General features: G+C 63.7%; 17 protein-coding genes. 8 read left to right on the plus strand and 9 right to left on the minus strand.

Going from position 1 to position 15110, the window contains the following annotated elements:
* Positions 1-22 precede the first annotated feature (22 nt).
* Positions 23-1768, minus strand: coding sequence for a cytochrome c oxidase subunit I (gene ctaD / locus A5658_RS24260; RefSeq protein ID WP_067341461.1), 1746 nt, complete (start codon positions 1766-1768; stop codon positions 23-25).
* Positions 1769-1950: 182 nt separating this feature from the next.
* Here ctaD and A5658_RS24265 point away from each other — a divergent pair, with 182 nt between their 5' ends.
* Together A5658_RS24265 and A5658_RS24270 are read left to right on the plus strand one after the other, a co-directional pair.
* The gene (locus A5658_RS24265; protein WP_197503207.1) at positions 1951-3051 is read left to right on the plus strand and encodes an iron-siderophore ABC transporter substrate-binding protein; all 1101 of its coding nucleotides are present in this window, start codon (positions 1951-1953) and stop codon (positions 3049-3051) included.
* A gap of 112 nt (positions 3052-3163) precedes the next feature.
* A complete protein-coding gene (locus A5658_RS24270; RefSeq protein ID WP_067341328.1) occupies positions 3164-4204 on the plus strand; it encodes an NAD(P)-dependent alcohol dehydrogenase in 1041 nt (346 codons plus the stop codon).
* Position 4205: 1 nt separating this feature from the next.
* Here A5658_RS24270 and A5658_RS24275 read toward each other — a convergent pair whose 3' ends face one another.
* Positions 4206-4562 carry a DUF3349 domain-containing protein gene (locus tag A5658_RS24275; protein WP_197503213.1) on the minus strand — a complete coding sequence of 119 codons (357 nt, stop codon included), beginning with the start codon at positions 4560-4562 and terminating at the stop codon, positions 4206-4208.
* Positions 4563-4884: 322 nt separating this feature from the next.
* On the opposite strand from A5658_RS24275, the gene A5658_RS24280 reads away from it, so the two are divergent.
* From A5658_RS24280 to A5658_RS24290, 3 genes are all read left to right on the plus strand, one after another.
* Positions 4885-5172 carry a hypothetical protein gene (locus tag A5658_RS24280; protein ID WP_197503208.1) on the plus strand — a complete coding sequence of 96 codons (288 nt, stop codon included), beginning with the start codon at positions 4885-4887 and terminating at the stop codon, positions 5170-5172.
* Positions 5173-5253: 81 nt separating this feature from the next.
* The gene (locus A5658_RS24285) at positions 5254-5700 is read left to right on the plus strand and encodes an STAS/SEC14 domain-containing protein (protein ID WP_231997435.1); all 447 of its coding nucleotides are present in this window, start codon (positions 5254-5256) and stop codon (positions 5698-5700) included.
* A gap of 146 nt (positions 5701-5846) precedes the next feature.
* Positions 5847-6092: a hypothetical protein gene (locus tag A5658_RS24290; RefSeq protein ID WP_067341334.1), complete on the plus strand. Its 246-nt coding sequence runs from the start codon at positions 5847-5849 to the stop codon at positions 6090-6092.
* A 21-nt stretch (positions 6093-6113) separates the two neighbouring features.
* Here A5658_RS24290 and nrdF read toward each other — a convergent pair whose 3' ends face one another.
* Positions 6114-7088 carry a class 1b ribonucleoside-diphosphate reductase subunit beta gene (gene nrdF / locus A5658_RS24295; protein WP_197503209.1) on the minus strand — a complete coding sequence of 325 codons (975 nt, stop codon included), beginning with the start codon at positions 7086-7088 and terminating at the stop codon, positions 6114-6116.
* A 201-nt stretch (positions 7089-7289) separates the two neighbouring features.
* Between nrdF and A5658_RS24300 the strand changes: the two genes are divergently transcribed.
* The gene (locus A5658_RS24300) at positions 7290-7736 is read left to right on the plus strand and encodes an SRPBCC family protein (RefSeq protein WP_067341341.1); all 447 of its coding nucleotides are present in this window, start codon (positions 7290-7292) and stop codon (positions 7734-7736) included.
* The gene (locus tag A5658_RS24305) at positions 7720-8253 is read left to right on the plus strand and encodes a TetR/AcrR family transcriptional regulator (RefSeq protein WP_067341344.1); all 534 of its coding nucleotides are present in this window, start codon (positions 7720-7722) and stop codon (positions 8251-8253) included. The genes A5658_RS24300 and A5658_RS24305 overlap by 17 nt, the downstream gene beginning before the upstream one ends.
* On the opposite strand, the gene A5658_RS24310 is transcribed toward A5658_RS24305, so the two are convergent.
* Complete coding sequence (locus A5658_RS24310) at positions 8233-8805, minus strand: TetR/AcrR family transcriptional regulator (protein WP_067341347.1); 573 nt, start codon at positions 8803-8805, stop codon at positions 8233-8235. The genes A5658_RS24305 and A5658_RS24310 overlap by 21 nt on opposite strands.
* Positions 8806-8900: 95 nt before the next feature.
* Between A5658_RS24310 and A5658_RS24315 the strand changes: the two genes are divergently transcribed.
* A complete protein-coding gene (locus A5658_RS24315) occupies positions 8901-9764 on the plus strand; it encodes an SDR family oxidoreductase (protein ID WP_067341349.1) in 864 nt (287 codons plus the stop codon).
* Here A5658_RS24315 and A5658_RS24320 read toward each other — a convergent pair.
* From A5658_RS24320 to A5658_RS24340, 5 genes are all read right to left on the minus strand, one after another.
* A complete protein-coding gene (locus tag A5658_RS24320) occupies positions 9761-11305 on the minus strand; it encodes an NAD(P)/FAD-dependent oxidoreductase (RefSeq protein WP_067341351.1) in 1545 nt (514 codons plus the stop codon). The genes A5658_RS24315 and A5658_RS24320 overlap by 4 nt on opposite strands.
* Positions 11306-11356: 51 nt before the next feature.
* Positions 11357-12106, minus strand: a complete 750-nt coding sequence (locus tag A5658_RS24325; protein WP_156751629.1) for a TetR/AcrR family transcriptional regulator — start codon at positions 12104-12106, stop codon at positions 11357-11359.
* 117 nt (positions 12107-12223) lie between these two features.
* Positions 12224-14401 carry a class 1b ribonucleoside-diphosphate reductase subunit alpha gene (nrdE, locus tag A5658_RS24330; protein WP_082993395.1) on the minus strand — a complete coding sequence of 726 codons (2178 nt, stop codon included), beginning with the start codon at positions 14399-14401 and terminating at the stop codon, positions 12224-12226.
* Positions 14371-14817: a class Ib ribonucleoside-diphosphate reductase assembly flavoprotein NrdI gene (gene nrdI, locus A5658_RS24335; RefSeq protein ID WP_067341361.1), complete on the minus strand. Its 447-nt coding sequence runs from the start codon at positions 14815-14817 to the stop codon at positions 14371-14373. Before nrdI ends, nrdE begins: the two co-directional genes overlap by 31 nt.
* 38 nt (positions 14818-14855) lie before the next feature.
* Positions 14856-15095: a redoxin NrdH gene (locus tag A5658_RS24340; protein ID WP_067341364.1), complete on the minus strand. Its 240-nt coding sequence runs from the start codon at positions 15093-15095 to the stop codon at positions 14856-14858.
* Positions 15096-15110: the final 15 nt, after the last annotated feature.

Genomic DNA, 15110 nt, shown 5'->3' on the forward strand with positions numbered 1-15110 from the left:
AGATTGCCTCGGCGATAAGGCATTACGAGCGGACGTTGACGTCGTCGACCCTGGTGACGTCGCCGTCGGCCGGGCCGTGTGCCCGACCCACGTGCGCCTCCGCGCGGATCCGCTCGATCATGTGCGGGTAGTGCAGCTCGAACGCGGGGCGCTCGGAGCGGATGCGCGGCAGCTCGGTGAAGTTGTGCCGCGGCGGCGGGCAACTGGTCGCCCACTCCAACGAGTTGCCGTAACCCCACGGGTCGTCGACCGTGACGACCTCTCCGTAACGCCAGCTCTTGAAGACGTTCCAGACGAACGGAATCATCGATACGCCAAGGATGAACGCGCCGATCGTGGACACCATGTTGTAGGGCTGGAACCCGTCGGTGGGCAGGTAGTCGGCGTAACGACGCGGCATGCCGATGTCGCCCAGCCAGTGCTGGATCAGGAACGTCGTGTGGAAACCGATGAAGGTCAACCAGAAGTGCAGCTTGCCCAGTCGCTCGTCGAGCAGACGCCCGGTCATCTTCGGGAACCAGAAGTAGGTGCCGGCGAAGGTGGCAAACACGATGGTGCCGAACAGCACGTAGTGGAAGTGGGCCACCACGAAGTAGCTGTCGGTGACGTGGAAGTCCAGCGGCGGGCTGGCCAGCAGCACACCGGTCAGGCCACCCAGCAGGAACGTGATCATGAAGCCGATCGAGAACAGCATCGGTGTCTCGAACGTCAACTGCCCCTTCCACATCGTGCCGACCCAGTTGAAGAACTTGATGCCGGTCGGCACCGCGATCAGGTAGGTCATGAACGAGAAGAACGGCAGCAGCACCGCACCGGTGGCGAACATGTGGTGCGCCCACACCGCCACCGACAGCGCGGCGATCGACAGCGTCGCGTAGACCAGCGTGGTGTAACCGAAGATCGGCTTGCGAGAGAACACCGGGAAGATCTCGGTCACGATGCCGAAGAACGGCAGCGCGACGATGTACACCTCGGGGTGTCCGAAGAACCAGAACAGGTGCTGCCACAACAGAACTCCGCCGTTGGCCGAGTCGTAGATGTGTGCGCCCAGGTGCCGGTCGGCGGCGAGCCCGAACAGCGCGGCGGTCAACAGCGGGAAGGCCAGTAGCACCAGAATCGACGTCACCAGGATGTTCCAGGTGAAGATCGGCATCCGGAACATCGTCATACCCGGTGCCCGCATGCAGACGACAGTGGTGATCATGTTGACGCCACCGAGGATGGTGCCCAGACCGGCGACGATCAGGCCCATGATCCACAGATCGCCACCGGCACCGGGCGAGTGGATGGCGTCGGTCAGCGGCGTGTAAGCGGTCCAACCGAAGTCGGCGGCCCCACCGGGAGTGATGAAGCCGGCCATGCCGATCATCGCGCCGAACAGGAACAGCCAGAACGAGAACGCGTTCAACCGCGGGAAGGCCACATCCGGCGCGCCGATCTGCAGTGGCAACACCAGGTTGGCGAACCCGAACACGATCGGGGTCGCATAGAACAGCAGCATGATCGTGCCGTGCATGGTGAACAGCTGGTTGAACTGCTCGTTGGACAGGAACTGCAGTCCTGGCGCGGCCAGCTCGGTGCGCATCAGCAGCGCCAGCAGGCCACCGATGAAGAAGAAGATGAAGCAGGTGACCACGTACATGATCCCGATCAGCTTGTGATCGGTGGTGGTGATCAGCTTGTAGATCAGGTTGCCCTTGGGGCCTGTTCGGGCTGGGTACGGGCGACTAGCCTCGAGTTCTCCCAAAGGGGGGGCTTCGGCAGTCAAGAGCTCCTCCAAACGTCGAGCAGGGCAACCGCGATCACAGGGTTTTGAGTCTAGCCGTCGAGTGGACGCCACGACGGACAGGTCCTACAAACTGTCGTAATGGGCCGGTGAATACTTTTGAACGGCACCTCCGGGTGCTTGCCGGAGTCGGCTCTACCTGGCCAGATGTTAACGTCGGACCCGTGCTGCTCAGGGGTGTGCGACCCGCGCTGGCCGCCGCGATCACGGCCTCGATGTCCATCGCCGCGTGCAGCGGGTGCACGTCGGGTTCTCACGGCAACAATGCGCCCTCGGCGTCGGTGATCACCAGCACCACTCAGATCGCGGGCGCGGGCGTGCTGGGCAATCAGCGGCGACCCGACGAGTCCTGTGCACCGGAGCCGGCCGGCCTGGACGCTCCGGCGTCGCCGCGAATTGCGCACAACGCGGCCGGGGCGCAACCCGATACCGTCGAGGTCCCCGCCGACCCGCAGCGCATCGTCGTGCTGTCCGGCGACCAGCTCGACGCGTTGTGCGCGCTGGGTCTGCAATCACGCATCGTCGCTGCCGCGCTGCCGGATGGCTCGCCGGACCAGCCGTCCTACCTGGGCACCGTGGTGCACAAACTGCCGGGCGCGGGCACCCGCAGCCACCCCGACCTGGGGGCGATCAAGGCCGCCAAGCCCGACCTGATCCTCGGCTCGCAGGCCCTGACGCCGAAGCTGTACGGCGACTTGGCGGCAATCGCGCCGACGGTCTTCACCGGCGCCCCCGGCGCCGCCTGGCAGAACAACCTGCGCGGAGTCGGCGAGGCGACCGCACGGGCCGAAGCCGCCAACGATGTGATCGATCACTTCACCACCAAGGCCCACGACGACGGAGCCGCACATGACGCCACCCACTACCAGGCGTCGATCGTGCAGTTCACCGAGAACGCCGTGCGGATCTATGGCGCCGACAACTTCCCGGGCAGCGTGCTGACCACCGTGGGCGTGGATCGTCCTGCGGCGCAACGGTTTACCGACAAGGCCTACATCGAGGTGGGTAGCACTGACAACGACCTGTCGGGCAACGCGAATTTCGCCGCGGCCGACGGCGACGTGGTCTACGTGTCGTTCGATTCGCCGGCGGCCAAGGACCGCGCGCCGACCATCTTCGACAGCGACGCGTGGCGCCGGCTGTCGGCCACCCGCGACAACCGGGTCTTCGTGGTCAACAACGAGATCTGGCAGACCGGCGGAGGCGTGGTCGCCGCCCGCGGCGTCATCGACGACCTGCGCTGGATCAACGCGCCCATCAATTAGCCGGCGCTGTGAGGTCGAACTCACTCAACGAACTACATAGATTGTCTATGCTAATCTGGATGGCGTTCAATGGAATTCGATACGAAATCACGCGCACTGAAGAGGATTGCTGATGAGCACCGTTTCCGCGTACGCCGCCTCCGATAAGTCGGGGCATCTGAGCAAGACCACGATCGAGCGCCGCGAACCCGGGCCGCACGACATCGCCATCGACATCAAGTTCGCCGGCATCTGCCACTCCGACATCCACACGGTCAAAGCCGAGTGGGGTGTTCCCAACTACCCGATCGTGCCCGGCCACGAAATCGCCGGCGTCGTCTCCGCCGTCGGATCCGAGGTCACCAAGCACAAGGTCGGCGACCACGTCGGCGTGGGCTGCATGGTGAACTCCTGCGGCCACTGCAGCAGCTGTAGCGCCGGGCTCGAGCAGTACTGCAAGAACGGCGCGACGTTCACCTACAACTCCATCGACAAGGACGGCACCGTCACCCAGGGCGGTTACAGCCAGGCCGTGGTCGTCAACGAGAACTTCGTCGTGCGGATCCCCGACTCGCTGCCGCTGGACGCCGCGGCACCGCTGCTGTGCGCAGGGATCACGCTGTTTTCGCCGTTGCGGCACTGGAAGGCGGGCGCCGATACCCGGCTGGCGATCATCGGGTTGGGCGGCCTGGGGCACATGGGCGTCAAGCTCGGCGCCGCGATGGGCGCCGACGTGACCGTGCTGTCCCAGTCGCTGAAGAAGATGGAAGACGGGCTGCGCCTAGGCGCCAAGCACTACTACGCCACCGCCGACCGCGACACCTTCAAGAAGTTGAGCGGCAGCTTCGACCTGATCCTGAACACCGTTTCGGCGAACCTCGACCTCGGCGCCTACCTGGGTCTGCTGGACGTCGACGGAACGCTGGTCGAGTTGGGCATCCCCGAGCACCCGATGGAAGTGCCGGCCTTCCCGCTGGCGCTGGCCCGTCGCAGCCTGTCCGGCTCCAACATCGGCGGCATCGCCGAGACCCAGGAGATGCTGGACTTCTGCGCGGAGCACAACACGCTGCCCGAAATCGAAGTCATCGAGGCGGATTACGTGAACGAGGCCTACGAGCGGGTGTTGGCCAGCGACGTGCGCTACCGCTTCGTGATCGACGTCTCGACGCTGTGAGTTAGGCCTCGGGGGCCGTAGCCGTCTCGTTGCTGTCGATCCCGGACAGCGGCCAGCCGGCGGCGGCCAATCGGGCGGCCACCCGCGCGATGTTCTCCGGACCGGCGTCGTAGTGCGTCATCTCGGAGATGAAATCCGCGAGCACGTCGCGGTCGATGCCGCTTGCCGACAGCTCTTCCTCGTCGATCGTGTCGACGGCCTTGGAGATCTCGTCCTCGGTCAGCGGAGTCGCGCGCAGTAGCGCCAACAGCGCGACGCGGTCGGGCCCGGGAACACCGTCGGGGTAGCCGACCTGCAGCCACTTGATCACGGAACGAAAGAAGTTCGCCGCCGAAGCGGCGGCAGAAGCTGGTGTCATCGCCACCGCAACAGTGTTCATGCTGCGGGTCGGCGTCGCCACTTTCGCACCCGACTGGGTGCACAATTCACCCGCCGTTCACGGGAGCTCTGGAATGGTCCCCGCGGTCGATAACAGTGTTATATTCGGTTCCTCGCCTGTAGTGGATTCCGATGGACCGGCAAACGTCCGTGAATATTCCAGAATCATGTTGGCACGCGGCGTGGCTCGAAGGCGGAACGTCGCTTGTCGTGGATTCCGATTGTCGACCCTCCGGCGTGATTCGCACCAGTAGAGGCGAAAACCGTTTGGGAATACCAGTACTGCGTGTCACCCTTCGACCGTGAAGCAGACGATGTACGTGTACTTGTGGGCACATTCAGGGATGGAGAACTCGCTTATTGCGTACGAAGATGCGGTACTGACGCTGGTCGGTCTGCACGATGGACGGGTGGTGCACCGCGCCCGAACTGACGGCGCTCACGGTCGGCCACTGGAAATTCAGCTGTTCGAGTGGGCATCTCAAGAGGCGATGGACAGTTACATGGCCGATCCACGGCGGTTGGCTCTGGCCGCAGATCGTGAGAAGGCCGTGGCGCGTACTGAAATCGTGTCGGTCCAGGTCTGCTGACCGCCCGCCGCGGTTTGACATGCCTTGGCGCGCTGATTAACTGGAGTCGTGCTTGCGGAGATACCCGATCTTCCGGACAGCGTGGAGGGTCTCGAAGCCCGAGGGACACTCACCGCCAGCGATTACGCTCGAGTATTCGCGCCATTGGTCGACCGGCACCGCGAAAGTAGCCAGCGTTTGCGGCTGCTTTACCAATTTGGGCCGGCCTTCGACCGCTTCACCTTGGGAGCGCTCTGGGCGGACAGCCGGCTCGGCGCACGCTACCTCCCCGTCCTTGACGGTTGCGCGATGGTCACAGACATCGACTGGATACGGGACCCAGGACGAAGCATCGGCAAATGGATGCCATGCCCGGTGCGGGTCTACGACACCGCCCACCGCGACGAGGCTGCCCGGTGGCTGGCCTCTCTTGCCACCGCCGAGAAGCCATGGATTGCGCAGACGATGAAAGCCTATGTCGGAGGGACCGTCGGAGCGGCGGCCAGCCTGGCAAAGCTTCTACTGGTCAAGCGATTTCGACGGGTGTAGATACACGGATCGCCTACTGCCTAGGTCGTAGGCGCATCGACAACCGTCCCCCTGGAGTAGTACATCAAGATCGAACCCGAGCGCGATGCGCATCGCGGCCACCAATTCGTAACGTCGAGTCATCAATCGACACAAGGCGGGTTGAGATGACTGATATCACGGTCGGCGCGAATGCATTTGTCCTTCCCGGTCTTTCGGCTTCCAGTCCAGCTGCGCTGCCGCGCAACCGCATTGGGCGTCGCATCGCCAACTGGATCGCCGGTGTTTATGCGGCGAGTCGCGCGGAGATCTGGAGCCCAACTCGGCGCGCCGAACACGAGCGGCCTCACCACCACCATCGGGAGGCCTTCATGGAAGACGCCGCGATGGCACGCGAAATGGATCGCTTGTGATCACCAAGGCCTAACCCAGGTCTAGAAGTCCCAGTCCTCGTCCTCGGTGACGACGGCTTTGCCGATCACGTACGACGAACCCGATCCGGAGAAGAAGTCGTGGTTCTCGTCGGCATTCGGCGACAGCGCCGACAGGATCGCGGGGTTGACGTCGGTCTCCTCGCGCGGGAACAGCGCCTCGTAACCGAGATTCATCAGCGCCTTGTTGGCGTTGTAGCGCAGGAACTTCTTGACGTCCTCGGTCAGGCCGACCTCGTCGTAGAGATCCTGGGTGTACTCGGCCTCGTTCTCATACAGCTCGTAGAGCAGGTCATAGGTGTAGTCCTTGAGCTCGGCCTGGCGCGCCGTGTCCGCGTTGGCCAGGCCCTTCTGGAACTTGTAGCCGATGTAGTAGCCGTGCACGGCCTCGTCACGGATGATCAGCCGGATCAGGTCGGCGGTGTTGGTCAGCTTGGCCCGGCTCGACCAGTACATCGGCAGATAAAACCCGGAGTAGAACAGGAAGCTCTCGAGCAGCGTCGAGGCCACCTTGCGCTTGAGCGGATCGTCGCCGCGGTAGTACTCCATCACGATCTCGGCCTTGCGCTGCAGGTTCGGGTTCTCCTCCGACCAGCGGAAGGCCTCGTCGATCTCGACCGTCGAACACAGCGTGGAGAAGATCGAGCTGTAGCTCTTGGCGTGCACCGACTCCATGAACGCGATGTTGGTGTACACCGCCTCCTCGTGCGGCGTCAGCGCGTCGGGAATCAGGCTGACCGCGCCGACGGTGCCCTGGATGGTGTCCAGCAGCGTCAGCCCGGTGAACACCCGCATCGTCAACTGCTTCTCGTTGGGCGTGAGCGTTCCCCAGGACGGGATGTCGTTGGACACCGGCACCTTCTCGGGCAGCCAGAAGTTTCCGGTCAGCCGCTCCCAGACCTCCGCGTCCTTCTCGTCTTGCAAACGGTTCCAGTTGATCGCGGAGACCCGGTCGATCAGCTTCATTCCATCAGTCACCAGAACCCCACTTCACCAGGACAAATAGTCGACGTTACGTAGGTCACAAACACTACCCCTGGGGTACGACAAGGCGATGGAACACAACAACTTGTGTTTTCGCGTGTCGCGCGGGAGGCAGCCCCGTGCTCTGCGTACCCCCGATTGTCCACCGCAATCGCCCCCTAGGCACGCCCGCGCCGACCATGTACCATTTGGTACATGGTGACTGCAGACAGTATCGAGATCGACGCCCCCGCGGCATTGGTGTGGCAGGTGTTCAGCGACGTCGAGCACTGGCCGGACTGGACCGAATCGGTGACCTCCTTGGTCGGCCAAGATGGCGCCAATTTGGCTGTCGGCAAACAGTTTTCGATCAAACAGCCAGGCATGGCGAAGCTGGTCTGGAAAGTCACCGAGCTCGACGCCGGATCGTCGTGGACCTGGGTGCAACGATCACCCGGAGTCAACGTGAGCGCTCGCCACTGGGTCATCCCGCAGCCCGACGGCCGGACTTTGGTGCGTCAGCAACTCGAGCAACGCGGCGTGCTCGGCGCCCTGGTCGGACGGATGATGCTCAAGAAAACCAAACGCTTCCTCGAACTCGAGGCTCGAGGGCTCAAGAACCGCTCTGAGCAACTTCATCGCGCCAGTGGCCAGCCCTCCTGATCGGAGCCGGCGCGGTCAGCTACTGGACAAGCTGGTCGACGAGTTCGCCGCGGGTGGCGTAGGCGACCGGTCGCTGCGTGACGTTGCGGCAGCGGTCGGGACCAGCCACCGAATGCTGTTGCACCACTTCGGCTCTCGCGAAGACTTGTTGCTGGCGATCATCGAGGAGATCGAGCGCCGTCAGATGACGGTCCTGCCCAATCTGCCGTCGGATCCCGGCGATCACTTCGCCGCGATGTGGGCCGACGTCCGGCGACCGCAACTGCGCCCGTTCGAACGTCTCTTCTTCGAGTGCTATGCGCGAGCCGCCAACGGGGAGCAGCCATTTGACCGGATGGTTCCGGGCGCCGTCGACGATTGGCTGAAGCTCACCGAGGGTCTGGCCGAGCCAGCCGCGGCGCGACTCGGGCTGGCGGTCATTCGGGGGCTGCTGTTGGATTTGGTCGCTACCGGCGACGACGCCGGCGTCGACGCGGCCGCCGACATGTTCGCCCAGTTACTTCGACTTCGGCAGTAGTGAGATGACCGTATCGACCAGCTCTTCAGCCGTGGTGTGCCACTTGGCCATATCAAGGTGGCCGCTGAGGTCAAGCCCGGTGATGCCGTGGGTCGTCGTCAAAAGGAGCGCACCGTAACGGTGTGCCTGTCGCGGTCCGGTGATACGAGCCACGATCTCGAGGAACAGGTTCTGGGTACGCTCGGCCGCCTGGACCGCCCCCGCGATATCCCCGGTCGGCGTGCTGAACATCAGCCGGTACAGGTGCGGCCGGTTACGGCCGACGTCGATCAGGGCGAGCAGACCGGATCGCAGGCACATCTCGGGTGAATTCTCGCTGGCGACAAGCGCTTCCAGTGCATCACCCAACTCGCTCAGCCCGTTGGCGGCCACTTGGGTCAGCAACGACTCCTTGTCGGTGAAGTGGCGATACGCCGCTGAGCGTGACACACCACTGCGGGCCCCGACCTCGCGCAGCGTCACCGCCTCGGGCCCGCCGAGATCGAGCAGGGTCCCCGCCGCGTCGATCAGCGAACGGCGCGTCGCTGCGGCGCTCTCGGCCCGTGTCGACATCAGCAGAGCATATGCCTGCCCTTAAGTTGACAATGTCAACTGAGCCATCTAACTTGAGTAGACAACGTCAACTGAAATCCCGTCGGAGGCCTGCCATGGAGCGCACTGAACTAGTCGTCGTGACCGGCGCATCGACGGGTATAGGCGCTGCCACCGCTAAAGAGTTGGCGCGCAAAGGCTTTCACGTATTGGCGGGCGTTCGCCGCGACGTCGACGCCGAAGCGCTCCGCTCTGTCGACGGCATCGAACCCTGCATCTTGGACATCACCTCAGACGCCGACGTCGCCGCGATCGCCGAACGGGTCGCCCGCGATCCGCAGAGCCGGCCGCTTCGTGCACTGGTCAACAACGCCGGGATCGCCGTCAACGCGCCACTGGAAATACTGCCGATTGCGCAGTGGCGCCGGCAATTCGACGTCAACCTGTTCGGCCACATCGCGATGACGCAGGCGCTGCTTCCTGCCCTGCTGAACAGTTCGGGCACCGTTGTCAACATCAGTTCGATCGGCGGCAAGGTCGCGTTACCGACGTACGGCGCTTACGCCGGATCGAAGTTCGCGATGGAGGCTGTCAGTGATGCGCTGCGACGCGAGACCGGCAATACCGGAATCAAAGTCGTCATCATCGAGCCTGGCGCGGTCAAGACCGAGATCGCCGAGCGTGGAATCGCCACCGCGGAAGAGTTGACGGCGACCATGACGACGGCGCAGCGCTCCCGCTACGACACCCTGGTGAGAGCCGTGACGGCACAAGCTCGTTCGTTCGATGCGACCGGTGCCTCCGCGGAATCCGCGGCCAAGGTGATCGCGAAGGCCGCTACCGCCGCCCGACCCCGGACTCGCTACACCATTGGACGCGACGCCTCGATGCTGGCGTGGGTCAGCCGCCTGGTTTCCGACCGGACCCTGGACCGGATCATGCGGCTGAACCTTCGACAGTTCGCCCAGCAGGCAAGCTAGGCGCTGATTTTTGTCCGCGCGCCGGTGCCCACCCCGAAGAACTTGTACTCGGCAAGCTTGAGCGAGCGGGTGTCGCGCCAGTACTGCCACGTCATGCCGCTCCAAAGGGTCCGATTGACGCCGTGGTCGTCGAGATACCAGCTGCTGCAGCCACCGGTGTTCCACACCGAACCGGCCAGCTTCGTCTGCAGTTCCGCATTCGATCGATCCTGCGCAGAACGGCTGGGCGCCAACGCTTGTGCCCCCGCCTTGTCAACCGCGGCAATCGCCTCGGCGACGTAATGGATCTGCGACTCGATCATGAACACCACAGACGTGTGACCCAGACCGGTGTTTGGGCCGAGCAGGAAGAACAGGTTCGGCATGTCGGCCACCGCGATGCCGCGGTGCGCGACGACGCCTTCACGGTTCCAGCGATCCACCAGATCCTCACCGCGCGGACCCTTCACCTCGACGTAGGTGTAGGAGTCGGTGGTGTGAAAACCGGTGGCGTAGACGATCACGTCAACGGGATGCTCGACACCGTCGGCGGTGACGATGCCGTTGGCGGTGATGCGGCGGATCCCCTCGGTGATCAACGTCGCCTTCGGATTGGCGACCGCCTGGTAGTAGTTGCCGGAGTAGAGAATTCGTTTGCAGCCCGCGCGGTAGCTCGGGGTGAGCCGGCGACGCAGGTCCTTGTCCTTCACGTAGCGGCGAATGTTCCACCGGCCGACCAACTCGACGGCCCGCAGCAGGCCCGGGCGTTGGGTCATCGCGAATCCGAGACCCTCGAGCCCCCAGTAGATGCCGGAGCGCACCAAGAACCTCAGCCCCGGCACCGTCGCGAAGGCCTTGCGAACCGCGTTGGGCAGCAAGCTGTTCGGCCGCGGCACCACCCACGGTGGGGTACGCTGGTAGAGCTGCACCTCGGCAACGCCGGCGTCGGGTCGCACCAACTCCGGCAGAATCTGGATGGCGCTGGCGCCGGTGCCGATGACCGCGACGTGCTTGCCGGTCAGGTCGACGCTGTGGTCCCACTGCGCGGAATGGAATGCGGGGCCGCGGAATTCGCTCATGCCCTCGATGTCCGGTGTTCGCGGGATGTGCAACGCGCCCGCGCCCGAGATCAGGAACTGCGCGACGTACTCCTCGCCCGACTCGGTGAAGACGTGCCAGCGGTATTCGCCGTCGTCCCAGTGCGCGCGGCTCACCTTCTGTCCGAAGCGGATGTAGCGGCGCAGACCGTACTTGTCGGCAACACCCTGGAGGTAGTCCAGGATCTCCGGCTGCGGCGAGAACAGCTTGCTCCAAGTCGCTTTCGGCTCGAAGGAGAACGAGTAGAGGTGCGACGGGACGTCGCAGGCGCAACCGGGGTAGCTGTTGTCGCGCCAGGTGCCGCCGATGTCGTCGGCCTTCTCCACGATGACGAAGTCGACGCCCTGGCGCTGCAGCGCGATCGCCATGCCCAGCCCGGCGAATCCCGTTCCGATGATGAGCGCGCGGGTCCGGACCGGCGTGGCCGGCGCGTCGGGTTGGGTGGTCGATTCGGTAATAGTCATGTCCGCCGGTCCTCCTCGAATATCCGGTACCGAGGGTAGCAACGCCGCCCGCTAGCTGGCAGCGGAGTTGCGCGGCATCGCTTCGTGAGTCGGCTGGTCAGGGTCTAGCTTGATGCCGAGCATCTCCGCGGTGCCGCTGATGACCCCCATGGTGATCGTGGTCAGGTGCTCCACGAACTGGTCGTGGGGCATCCGCCGCGGGCTGTCCACGTCGGAGCCCAGCCACCAGTCGGTGGCCGCTGCAGCACAGCCATACGTCGCGAATGCCGCCAGTTCGAAGGCGCCCGGATCGAGCTCCATCTCGCGCAGTTCGTTGTTGAACATCTCAGCCATGGCCAGCGTGATCTCGCGGCCCTCGCTGAAGGTCCGGGTGGCCGACTCGGATTGCTCCGGGAAGCGGCCCTGGATGAAGAACCGCAGCACGTTGGGATGCTCGTCGACGAGGTTGACGTGCTCCTCCGCCGTGCGGCGGATGATCTCGCGCACCGAGTCGTTGGCGAAGTCGATCGACGGGAAGACCGCCGCCCACAGCATGTCGCGCAGACGCTCCCCAATCGCCTGGAACAGGTCGGCCTTGTCGGTGAAATGCCGGTAGATCTTGGGTTTCGCGGTGCCGGCTTCTTCGGCGATCTCGCGGACGCTCAGGTCGGGGCCGAGCCGGTCGATGGCGCGAAACGCCGCCTCCACGATCTCCGCGCGCACCTTCTTGCGGTGCTCACGCCAGCGTTCGCTGCGCGCGTCGACCTTCACCGCGGGCTTGGGCCCGGGGTGCGGCAGCGGAGGCCGGGGAATTCTGACCACGTCAAGCACCATACTCTGGTGCGGTCCCTGACCTGGCATTCCTCACGCGGTCGAGCGTGAATCTCGCGACGGGACACGCCGTAGAGACGTCGCTGAATTCACACTCGGCGGCAACGATCACAGCATGCAGGAGACGCAGCCCTCGACTTCGGTGCCCTCCAGCGCCATCTGCCGCAGCCGGATGTAGTACAGCGTCTTGATGCCCTTGCGCCAGGCGTAGATCTGGGCCTTGTTGACGTCGCGGGTGGTCGCGGTGTCCTTGAAGAACAGCGTCAGCGAAAGCCCTTGGTCCACATGTTGAGTGGCCGCCGCGTAGGTGTCGATGATCTTCTCGTAACCGATTTCGTAGGCATCCTGGTAGTACTCCAGGTTGTCGTTGGTCAGATACGGCGCCGGGTAGTACGCCCGCCCGATCTTGCCTTCCTTGCGGATCTCGATCTTGGACGCGACCGGGTGGATCGACGACGTCGAGTGGTTGATGTAGGAGATCGATCCGGTTGGCGGCACGGCCTGCAGGTTCTGGTTGTAGATGCCGTGCTGCTGCACGGACTCCTTCAGCCGCAGCCAGTCTTCCTGGTTCGGGATGCGGATGTTCGCGTCGGCGAACAGCTGAGCCACCTTGTCGGTCTTGGGTTCCCAGACCTGCTCGGTGTACTTGTCGAAGAACTCACCAGAGGCATACTTCGAGTTCTCGAAGCCCTTGAAGTGCGAACCGCGTTCGATCGCAATGCGATTCGAGGCGCGCAGCGCGTGGTAGAGCACCGTGTAGAAGTAGATATTGGTGAAGTCGATGCCCTCTTCGGACCCGTAGAAGACGCGCTCGCGGGCCAGGTAGCCGTGCAGGTTCATCTGCCCGAGCCCGATCGCGTGCGAGTCGTTGTTGCCCTGCTCGATCGACGGGACCGACCAGATGTGGGTCTGGTCGCTCACCGCGGTGAGCGCGCGAATGGCAACCTCGATGGTTTGGGCGAAGTCCGGCGAGTCCATCGTCTTGGCGATGTTCAGCGAGCCCAGGTTGCACGAAATGTCTTTACCCACTTTGGAGTACGACAGGTCGTCGTTGAACACCGACGGGGTGGAGACTTGCAGGATCTCCGAGCACAGGTTCGAGTGGGTGATCTTGCCCTCGATCGGGTTGGCCCGGTTCACCGTGTCCTCGAACATGATGTAGGGGTAGCCCGACTCGAACTGCAACTCGGCCAGCGTCTGGAAGAACTCGCGCGCCTTGATCTTGGTCTTGCGGATCCGCGCGTCGTCGACCATCTCGTAGTACTTCTCGGTGACCGAGATGTCGGCGAAGGGCAACCCGTAGACGCGCTCGACGTCGTACGGCGAGAACAGGTACATGTCCTCGTTGTTCTTGGCCAGTTCGAAGGTGATGTCCGGGATCACCACGCCCAGGCTCAGCGTCTTGATTCGGATCTTCTCGTCGGCGTTCTCCCGCTTGGTGTCCAGGAAGCGGTAGATGTCGGGGTGATGCGCGTGCAGGTACACCGCGCCGGCGCCCTGACGCGCACCCAGCTGGTTGGCGTAGGAGAACGAGTCCTCGAGCAGCTTCATGATCGGGATGACGCCCGAGCTCTGGTTCTCGATGTTCTTGATCGGCGCGCCGTGCTCGCGAATGTTGCTCAGCAGCAACGCGACTCCCCCGCCGCGCTTGGACAGCTGCAGCGCGGAGTTGATCGAGCGTCCGATCGACTCCATGTTGTCTTCGATGCGCAGCAGAAAGCAGCTCACCGGCTCACCGCGCTGCTTCTTGCCGGAGTTGAGGAAGGTCGGCGTCGCCGGCTGGAACCTGCCGTCGATGATCTCATCGACCAGCTTCTCGGCCAGCCCCGTGTCGCCGGACGCCAGCGTCAGCGCCACCATCACGACGCGGTCTTCGAAACGCTCCAGATAGCGCTTGCCGTCGAACGTCTTCAGCGTGTACGAGGTGTAGTACTTGAACGCGCCGAGGAAGGTCGGGAACCGAAACTTCTTGGCGTAGGCGCGATCCAGCAGCGTCTTGACGAAATTGCGGCTGTATTGGTCGAGCACCTCACGCTCGTAGTAGTTCTCCTTGATCAGGTAGTCGAGCTTCTCGTCCTGATTGTGGAAGAACACCGTGTTCTGGTTGACGTGCTGCAGGAAGTACTGATGCGCGGCCTCACGGTCCTTGTCGAACTGAATCTTGCCGTCTGCGTCGTACAGATTCAGCATCGCATTGAGCGCGTGGTAGTCAGTCTCCGCCGGGCTCCCGGCAGCATGAGCGTGGGCGCCGGTGGTTACAGGCTCTGCAGCGACGGTTGTTGGCACGTCTGTTCCTTCCAAAAGTCAGCGAGACCCGCGCGGACGGCATCCACGTCGTCCGGGGTACCCATCAGTTCGAAGCGATAGAGATAAGGGACGCCGCACTTGCGGGACACCACGTCGCCCGCATAGGCGAATTCAGCACCGAAGTTGTTGTTGCCCGCGGCGATGACGCCGCGGATCAACGATCGGTTGTGTTCGTTGTTCAGAAAGGCGATGACCTGTTTGGGGACGTAGCCACCGTCGTTGATGTTCGGAGTCGCCCGACCGCCGCCGTATGTCGGCAGCACCAGCACGTAGGGCTGGTCAACCTCGATACGTTCGTGCAGCGGTATCCGCGTTGCCGGGATACCCAGCTTCTGCACGAATCGGTGTGTGTTCTCCGAGACGCTGGAGAAATACACCAAGCTGGAGGACGGCACGGCGATCCCCTCCCTAGTCTTAACTGCGCCGTTTGCCGTTAGGCGCTGAGTACGGCTCCGCTGAGCCCTTTGATCCGGTCCGGACGGAAGCCCGACCAGTGGTCGTTGCCGGCCACCACGACGGGGGCCTGCAGATAGCCGAGCGCCATCACGTAGTCGCGCGCCTCGGAGTCCAAGGTGATGTCGACCTTCTCGTAGGCGATGCCCTGCTTGTCCAGCGCCTTGTAGGTGGCGTTGCACTGCACGCAGGCCGGCTTGGTGTAAACGGTGACGCTCATTGGCGGTACAACCCC

Source organism: Mycobacterium sp. 1245111.1 (assembly GCF_001673405.1).
Classification (GTDB): domain Bacteria; phylum Actinomycetota; class Actinomycetes; order Mycobacteriales; family Mycobacteriaceae; genus Mycobacterium.

What these genes read in the sequence shown, in the direction of transcription:
- A5658_RS24270 (WP_067341328.1), top strand. Translation starts at nt 3,164, where the DNA reads ATGAGCACCGTTTCCGCGTACGCCGCCTCCGATAAGTCGGGGCATCTG.
- A5658_RS24275 (WP_197503213.1), bottom strand. Translation starts at nt 4,562, where the DNA reads ATGACACCAGCTTCTGCCGCCGCTTCGGCGGCGAACTTCTTTCGTTCC.
- A5658_RS24290 (WP_067341334.1), top strand. Translation starts at nt 5,847, where the DNA reads ATGACTGATATCACGGTCGGCGCGAATGCATTTGTCCTTCCCGGTCTT.
- A5658_RS24300 (WP_067341341.1), top strand. Translation starts at nt 7,290, where the DNA reads ATGGTGACTGCAGACAGTATCGAGATCGACGCCCCCGCGGCATTGGTG.
- A5658_RS24310 (WP_067341347.1), bottom strand. Translation starts at nt 8,805, where the DNA reads ATGTCGACACGGGCCGAGAGCGCCGCAGCGACGCGCCGTTCGCTGATC.
- A5658_RS24315 (WP_067341349.1), top strand. Translation starts at nt 8,901, where the DNA reads ATGGAGCGCACTGAACTAGTCGTCGTGACCGGCGCATCGACGGGTATA.
- A5658_RS24320 (WP_067341351.1), bottom strand. Translation starts at nt 11,305, where the DNA reads ATGACTATTACCGAATCGACCACCCAACCCGACGCGCCGGCCACGCCG.
- A5658_RS24340 (WP_067341364.1), bottom strand. Translation starts at nt 15,095, where the DNA reads ATGAGCGTCACCGTTTACACCAAGCCGGCCTGCGTGCAGTGCAACGCC.